At 57.7% G+C, this 7897-nt stretch carries 8 protein-coding genes; 5 read left to right on the top strand and 3 right to left on the bottom strand.

Translation table 11 applies throughout. The features are described 5' to 3' along the window. Positions 1 to 380: 380 nt before the first annotated feature. The 3 genes from SD70_RS31945 to SD70_RS31935 all read right to left on the bottom strand — a co-directional run bounded on the left by SD70_RS31945 (position 381) and on the right by SD70_RS31935 (position 2755). On the bottom strand, positions 381 to 1556 hold the full coding sequence (locus SD70_RS31945; RefSeq protein ID WP_041052657.1) for an acyl-CoA dehydrogenase family protein: 1176 nt from the start codon (positions 1554 to 1556) through the stop codon (positions 381 to 383). Between the two features lie 36 nt (positions 1557 to 1592). Further along, positions 1593 to 1820 (bottom strand): hypothetical protein, encoded by a 228-nt coding sequence (locus tag SD70_RS31940; protein WP_041052655.1) that lies wholly within the window; start codon positions 1818 to 1820, stop codon positions 1593 to 1595. 80 nt (positions 1821 to 1900) lie between these two features. Continuing rightward, positions 1901 to 2755 (bottom strand): helix-turn-helix domain-containing protein, encoded by an 855-nt coding sequence (locus SD70_RS31935; protein ID WP_041052654.1) that lies wholly within the window; start codon positions 2753 to 2755, stop codon positions 1901 to 1903. Between the two features lie 100 nt (positions 2756 to 2855). On the opposite strand from SD70_RS31935, the gene SD70_RS31930 reads away from it, so the two are divergent. The 5 genes from SD70_RS31930 to SD70_RS31910 all read left to right on the top strand — a co-directional run bounded on the left by SD70_RS31930 (position 2856) and on the right by SD70_RS31910 (position 7763). Further along, positions 2856 to 3920 (top strand): Gfo/Idh/MocA family protein, encoded by a 1065-nt coding sequence (locus SD70_RS31930; protein ID WP_041052653.1) that lies wholly within the window; start codon positions 2856 to 2858, stop codon positions 3918 to 3920. A gap of 29 nt (positions 3921 to 3949) precedes the next feature. Beyond that, positions 3950 to 4807 (top strand): sugar phosphate isomerase/epimerase family protein, encoded by an 858-nt coding sequence (locus SD70_RS31925; protein WP_041052651.1) that lies wholly within the window; start codon positions 3950 to 3952, stop codon positions 4805 to 4807. 67 nt (positions 4808 to 4874) lie between these two features. After that, complete coding sequence (locus SD70_RS31920; protein ID WP_041052649.1) at positions 4875 to 5750, top strand: sugar phosphate isomerase/epimerase family protein; 876 nt, start codon at positions 4875 to 4877, stop codon at positions 5748 to 5750. Between the two features lie 833 nt (positions 5751 to 6583). Further along, the gene (locus SD70_RS31915; RefSeq protein WP_041052647.1) at positions 6584 to 7471 is read left to right on the top strand and encodes a TIGR01777 family oxidoreductase; all 888 of its coding nucleotides are present in this window, start codon (positions 6584 to 6586) and stop codon (positions 7469 to 7471) included. A 64-nt stretch (positions 7472 to 7535) separates the two neighbouring features. Beyond that, positions 7536 to 7763 carry a hypothetical protein gene (locus SD70_RS31910; protein WP_041052645.1) on the top strand — a complete coding sequence of 76 codons (228 nt, stop codon included), beginning with the start codon at positions 7536 to 7538 and terminating at the stop codon, positions 7761 to 7763. The last annotated feature ends 134 nt before the right edge of the window (positions 7764 to 7897 follow it).

Below are 7897 nucleotides of genomic sequence, written 5' to 3'. Positions count from 1 at the left end.
CTCTCGGTTATCTTTCGCCCGATCGATTCGAGGCTCTTTACTACAAAGGCATTAGCTAAATTCCCTTAATGAGTGTCCACTTTCTTGACAGAGGTCCAAATAGTACGTTATCTCGGCGATTTGGCGAAAATCTCTCTCGTTCTTCGCCGGATAGCGGAACTATGTTCCGTTAAGATTGATCCGCTGCCAGTTATCCATGCAATAACGGAACTTTGTTCCTTTACGGCAGCCAAGGAAAGTTGCGTTACCGCATGCTTGGATGGAGTTCGTGCTTCACCCGGCAGTCAGGCTTCTTGCACAGTCTAAAAAAATCGTCGGCCTGGCATCCGCTGCGGCCCGTCTAAACCTAAAAAACGGTCGCGCCGCACCGGGCGCGGCCGTCATTTTTCGTTGGAAGTCGCTTGCCCGAGCGCCTCGTCCACGAGCAGCGACATGACCGAATCGTCCATCGGCGGGTTATGCAGCCCGGCGCGCACGTCCCGGTAATACCGTTCGAGCGGATAGTCCTTTGACAAGCTCGTGCCGCCGACGATGCGCATCGCCAGATCGACGATCCGGATCGCTCCGTTCGTGGCAATCAGCTTGGCGAGGCCGAGCTCCGGCTTCATTTGCGCTCGCCGGTCCGGCTCGCGGTCCCAGCGGTCTGCCGCCGCATACAGCATTTGCCGCGCCGTACGCTGCTCCAGCTCGATCTGCCCGATAAGCTGGCGAATGTTCGGCAGCTCGGCGATTGGCCCTTTAATGCTGTTCGGCCGGTATGAGCAGGCAAAGCGCAGGGCGAAATCCCGCGCAGCGAGTGCGATGCCCATATAGCAGGCAGGGATGTGCAGCAGCCAGCCGCCGCCGTCGTCGACCGCATCTTTGCCCGGCCTGAGCAAATAGCGCTCCGGCACGAAGACGCCGTCGAAGACGACGTCATGGCTGCCCGTAGCGCGCATGCCGAGCGTATTCCAAGTCTCGACGATCGTGACGCCGTCCTTCATCATGACGAGAAACTCTTCGGTTTTGCCGGTCGATTCGCAATAGGCGTTCACGATGCAGCGGTCCAGCGCGGGCGACAGCGTGCTGTACGTTTTGCGGCCGGTAAGCAGCCAGCCGCCTGACGTCGCCGCCGCCGTTGTCGCCGGTCTGCCGCCGCGGCTCGGACTGCCCGTCACCGGCTCGCTCGCAAACGAGTTGATCATGACGCCGTGCGCCACAATATCGCGGCAAAGTTCCGCCCACACCGATTCTTCCCATTTGCGTCCTTCCCTCACATGGAGCACTTTGCCGACATGCCAGCCGACCGCCAGCGCCGTGGAACCGTCGCCCATAGCGAGCCGTTCCTGCAGCTGCACCATCTCGTACAAGGAAATGCCGCCGCCGCCGTACGATTTCGGCACGGTCAGCTTCATATACCCGAAGTCGCGCAGCTCGGCGATGTTCTCATGCGGGAACGTGCCGAGCCGGTCATGTTCCGCAGCCCGCTCCGCAAACCGGACCGCGAGCGCTTCCAGCCGCCGCAGCCGATCTCGCTCGCTTTCGCTCCGCACGTACGGATCGTTTTGAATGTCCATCGCGCCAGAACCCTCCTTTACGCGCAAAACGTCGCGTCAGCCGCCGCCCGGACGCTTCCGTATTTCAAAAAATTCGCACAGCGTCCGCGGATGGTACGCGATGTCGCTCACTCCGCATTGCACGACGACCGTATCGGCCGTAAACCTTGTAACCGTCCCTCCGGAACTGATAATTTGGTCGTTTTGGAAGACGCGGACGGAAGAGCCTCGCTCCAGCGCCTCTTGAAAATCGTCATCCGACACGAGCCGGCGGTTCAATGCCATAATCGTCGTCTCCTTTGCCTTGGTCGGTCGCCATGCCTATTCCTCATTATAGCAGATCGCCGCCGCTATATCCCTGCCGGTCACACCGTCTCGCGGAAATCGCGCGGCGAGCGACCGACGTATTTTTTAAACAGCCTGGAGAAGTAAAAAACGTCCTTGAAGCCGAGCAGGTCGGCCGTAGCTTTGACCGATTTGCCGGTGTTCAGCAGAATGTTTTTCGCTTCCGCGATTTTGAGCCGGTGCACGTATTCGTTCAGCGGGTAACCGGTATGTTTATGGACGGTTCGGCGTAAGGTGGATAAGGAAACATGATGGCGTTCGCACACGGCGGCGGCGTCAAACGGCTCGTGAATCGAGGCGGCTAGATCGTCCAGCAGCTTGGCGGCGGCGCCGTCGCGGTCGGGTTCGGCCGCGCGCTGCGCGCTCGCTACCCATTCGTACGTCAGCGATTCGACGAGCAGCGCCGCGCGGTCGAGGTTGGCCGGCACGCCGCTTTCCATCAGCGCAAAAATGCGGTCGATCTTGCTTTTCTGTGCATCGTCGTCATCCGTCTGCCGCACCCGTGCCGGCTCCGTCAGCCACGTGTCCAGCCATTCCTCGACACGCGTGCCTTCGAGCGTGAAATAAAATTCGTCCCACGCTTCGCCCGGCCCGGGCCCGTAATCGAACACCGCGCCGGGGAAAAACAGGAAGAGGCTGCCTGCGCGAACGATTTGCGTTTCTCCGCCGTTCACGCAGTACGTGCCGGAACCTGCGGCGATGTACACAACCGCATGATGTTGGAACGTCGCCCGCCGCCGGTACAGCGTCCGGCTCGGCAAATGGCCGACGGAGACGAGCGAGAGCGATTTCACGTTCAGCTTGCTGCGATCGGTTGTGCGGTCGACGATGCGTATCGGTTTGGAACTGATCGTATAATCCATGTAAACGGTCATAATGGGCATTCTACCTCCCGCATCGGTCATGCTATTCTGAGTGTATAATGCAGCGGCTGGAGCCGCAACACTTTATTGAGCGAAGGAGCTGACGGCAATTATGAGTAAAGAACCACTTAAAATCGGCGTTATCGGAGCAGGCTCGATTTCCGATCTTCACCTGCAATCGTATCAGCAGCTGGAGGACGCCAAGCTGATCGCCGTATGCGACAAGAATGAAGCCAGGGCGCAGGCGAAGTCGGAAAAATACGGCATTGCGAACGTGTACACGGATTATCATGAACTGCTGGCCAATCCGGAAGTCGACGCTGTAAGCGTTTGCACCTGGAACAACACCCATGCCGAAATCGCCATCGCCGCACTTCGCGCCGGCAAGCACGTATTAGTGGAGAAGCCGCTGTGCAAAACGGTGGAAGACGCCGAGCGGATCGGGCAAACGGTGCGGGAAACGGGCCGCACGCTGCAGGTCGGATTCGTGCGCCGCTACGATGCGAACGCGCAGCTCGTGAAGCGTTTTATCGAGGGCGGGGAGCTGGGCAACATTTATTACGCCAAGGCGTCGATTTTGCGCAGGCTCGGCAATCCCGGCGGCTGGTTTGCGGACATTGAGCGCTCCGGCGGCGGACCGCTCATCGATATCGGCGTGCACGTCATCGACCTGTGCTGGTACTTGATGGGCCGGCCGAAGCCGGTAGCGGTGAGCGGCAATACGTACCGCCAGCTCGGCAACCGCGCCAATGTGCGGGGATTGTCGTTTTACAAGGCGGCCGATTACGACGCTTCGTTCAATACCGTCGAAGATATGGCGAACGCGCTCATCCGCTTCGAAAACGGCGCATCGCTGTACGTCGACGTCAGCTTTACGCTGCACGCCAAGCAGGACGAGACGGCGGTGCGGCTGTACGGCGACAAGGGCGGCGTCGAGGTGGAGCCGGCGCTGGAGCTGGTCACCGAGAAATACGACACCATTTTGAATGCGACGCCGCAGGTCGACCACAGATCGATCAACGTGGGCGAAGCGTTCCGCAATGAAGTCGCTCATTTCGTGGAGTGCTGCCGCACCGGCGCTACGCCGATCAGTCCGGTCGAGGACGGCATCAGCCTAATGCGGATTCTGTGCGGCATTTACGAGTCGGCCGCCGCCGGCAAGGAAATTCGCCTGTAACGGGCGGAGAAGAAAGGGGAACGCGAGGAATGAAATTAGGAGTCAGCTCATACAGCCTGGTCAAGGCGCTGCGGTCCGGCGAGATGGACATACTCGGCGTCATCGACTGGATCGCCGATCAGGGAGGCGAGCACGTAGAAATCGTACCGATCGGCTTCTCGCTGCAGGAACGCCCTGAGCTTGCAGACGAAATCCGTGCCAAAGCGGAGTCGCGCGGCATCGACGTAAGCAATTATGCGATCGGAGCCAACTTCAACACCGACTCGGAGGACGCGTACGAGCGGGAAATCGAGCGCGTGCTGCGCGAAGTGGATATGGCGGCGCGGCTCGGCGTCAAGCGGATGCGGCACGATGTCGCAAGCAGCACAGATCTGTCGATTCGCAGCTTCAACCTCGCGCTCGGCCGGCTCGCGGAAGCGTGCCGTCGCATCGCCGACTATGCGGCGCAATACGATATCGTCACAAGCGTTGAAAACCATGGCTATTTCATACAGGCAAGCGACCGCGTGCAGGCGCTTGTTCATGCCGTGGGCAGAGACAATTTCCGGACGACGCTGGACGTGGGCAACTTCCTGTGCGTGGACGAGGACCCGGTGGCAGCGGTGCAAAACAACATCCCGCTGGCCTCGATGGTGCACGTGAAAGATTTTTACGTGCGGCCGGCCGCGCGGAATCCGGGCGAAGGCTGGTTCAAAACATCGCACGGCAACTATTTGCGCGGCGCCATCGTCGGGCACGGCGACATCGACATCCGCGAGGCGCTGCGCACGGTGAAGAGCGCAGGCTATGACGGATACATTTCGCTTGAGTTCGAAGGGCTTGAGGAATGCCGCTCCGGTACGAAGATCGGCCTTGATAATGTACGGAGGCTGTGGGACGAAGTATAATCGGAAGCGAAGATGTCGGGATAAGGCGGCAAGGCGCCGCAAATGATCAAGGAGGCGGCATGAGGCAATGAATTTGAAGAACCCGATCGGCATTATGGTTGACAGCTTGCGTCTCGGCTTGCGCGACGGCTTAAAGAAAGCGAAGGAGATGGGCGCCGACGGCGTGCAAATTTACGCCGTGCACGGCGAGATGGACCCGGCGAATATGACGCCGGCGGCGCGGCGCGAGCTGAAGCAGTACATTGAATCGCTCGGACTGCGCATCTCGGCGCTGTGCGGCGACCTCGGCGGCCACGGCTTTCAGGACCGGCTCGCCAATCCGGCCAAGATCGAGAAGTCCAAGCGCATTCTCGATCTGGCTGTCGAGCTCGGCACGAACGTCGTCACGACGCACATCGGCGTCGTGCCCGACAGCGAGAGCGACCCGATTTATGAAGAGATGCAGCGCGCCTGCGAGGAGCTCGGCGTCTACGCCAAGCAGATGAACGCGTACTTCGCCGTCGAGACCGGGCCGGAAACGGCCGCACATTTGAAGAAGTTTCTCGATTCGCTCAGCACGGACGGCGTGTCCGTCAATTTCGATCCGGCCAACATGGTGATGGTGACGGGCGACGATCCGGTGCAAGGAGTATACACGCTGAAAGACTATATCGTACATACGCACGTCAAGGACGGCGTCCGCCTGCGCGAGGTGGACCGGCGCGAGGTGTACGGCTCGCTCGGCTACGAGCCGATGAGCCACGAACGCATCGCGGAGGAAGCCGAATCGGGCAGCTCGTACCGGGAGCTGCCTCTCGGCGAAGGGCATGTCGATTTTGCGCGTTATTTCGCTGCGCTGCAAGATATTGGTTATACCGGCTACTTGACGATCGAGCGTGAAGTAGGCGAGCGGCCGGAGGCCGACATTGCCAAGGCGATCGACTTCATTCGCCGGTTCCGCTAGCAGCGTTAGACAAAGGTATAGTGCCATCATCGCCTCTGGCCGGCTTCGCTGGCCGGGGGCGATTTTTGCAGGTTTGATAGGATTGCAAGGCTAGTTACGCGGCGGAAATTTCGTAGACCACGCGTCCTCGAAACGCTGCGGCACAGGTAGGCTGGAGCTGATCTTACCGGCGTCGAGGAATTGCAGGTTGGCGTTGAGCCGGCAAGCCGGCCGGTTCAGCTGCTATAGGAAAAGTTGATCCGATTTAAAGAACAGTGTCTCTATACTGCGTCACGCCGGTCGCTATTAGGCGCCGATTTGACCAAATACACGTACAAAGACCGATAATTCCATGAACAGCGACGAAAATTCGCACGAAGAGACCCGAAGGTCGCTCCGTGCTTGTTTTTTTATTTTGGCCTAAAATCAACGTCCTTAAAGTCTCTATATAGCGAACACGGGCTTATTTTACAAGTCAACTACGCCCGCTCGGGGCCGCGCCCCGATTTCGGGGGGAGATTTGTGCAAATGTATTGCTGTTAATGACTTGGTTCACCGGCAAGGAGGCACCGGTTTGGCGGTGCAGCAAACAAGCCCGGTCAACTCATGTTCCTTCATTTCAATATTTACAGATCCTGCTTGGAACGATTATAATGATTTTAAGGTGATTATGTGATTTTTTTCACATAAATCGCAGCAGTCAGTTAGCATTGCATGATTTTGATGGACATGCGATCGTGCAAATCTGCACGGAAAAAAGCGGTATCGAATGCCGCACCGCGCAGCGGGAGCTCCGCGCGATTTTGTGACAATGAACCGCTAAGCCGTTAACTCAAGCGAAGAGGGCTGATTACATGGCAAAGAAAGTTGTTTTAGCAGGCGGAACGGGTTTTATCGGATCTTACTTCGAGGAGAAATTGACCAATCTCGGGTACGAGGTGGTCACCGTTTCCAGACAGTCCGGCCACGTATCCTGGAACGATGAGCAAGGCATTGTCCAAGCTCTGGAACATTCCGATCTGCTCGTCAACCTGGCGGGGAAGTCGGTCGACTGCCGCTATAACGATAAAAATAAAGCTGACATTTTGAGGTCAAGGACGGAGACGACCCGTTTGCTTGGAAATGCGCTGCTCGCCTGCAAAAATCCGCCTCCGCTATGGATCAATGCCAGCACCGCTACGATCTACAGGCATGCCGAAGACCGCCCCATGACGGAAGACGGGGGCGAGCTCGGATCCGGTTTTTCCGTTGAGGTTGCGAAAGCGTGGGAGCAAGCTTTCTTTTCCTTCGCTTTGCCCGCTACGAGGCAGGCCGCGCTGCGAATCGCGATCGTGCTGGGGCGGAACGGGGGCGTTATGGCTCCCTACAAAAACTTGGTCAGATTCGGTCTCGGCGGCGTTCAAGGGCCGGGAAGCCAGCGGTTCAGCTGGATTCATGTCGAGGATTTGTTTCGTATCGTCCTGTTCCTCAAAGAGAGCGAGCACATAAGCGGGGTATTCAATTGTTCCGCCCCTTATCCGATCACGAATCGCGAGCTTATGAATCGCCTAAGGTCGGCCATGGGGCGAAGAGTCGGTTTGCCTTCGCCCGAATGGCTGCTCGAAATAGGCGCGTTCCTCATCAGAACGGAAACGGAATTGATTTTGAAGAGCCGCTGGGTGCTCCCGGATCGTTTGCAGCGAGAAGGGTTTGCGTTTACGTTCGACACCATTGACAAGGCGTTGCAAGATGTGTTGCAATGACTCGGTTTCCTAAGGTGGCCTATGAGCCGTATAATAAAAACCATCGATACGAGAGGTGATGAACATGAGTGAATGCAAGCTCGATCATTCTCAAGAAGATGTGATCAACAAGCTCGAAAACCAGAACGATTATTTACCGGCACCCTTAAAGAGCGGCTTGACTCAATTTCTGAAGAGCGAGCAGCCGCAACAAACGCTCAATGAGCTGTTTCATCTGCTGAAAAAATACGACCTTGCATCCCAAGAAGAGCAGCTGGAAAGAAACCGCAAGCTTCAACAAATCATAAACTGATGTGCAAAAAGCGAGAGCCGGCGCTGCCGGTTCTCGCTTTTTTAGTGCGCCACGCATGGCGATTAACTAGGCGGTGAAAGTCCGCTGTGGGGGCTTGTAGTGGCCAACCACTAGCCAAGAGCAAGGGTGTCCAT

Source organism: Gordoniibacillus kamchatkensis, from assembly GCF_000829455.1.
GTDB lineage: Bacteria > Bacillota > Bacilli > Paenibacillales > NBRC-103111 > Gordoniibacillus > Gordoniibacillus kamchatkensis.
This window is presented reverse-complemented; position numbering and strand designations above follow the sequence as displayed.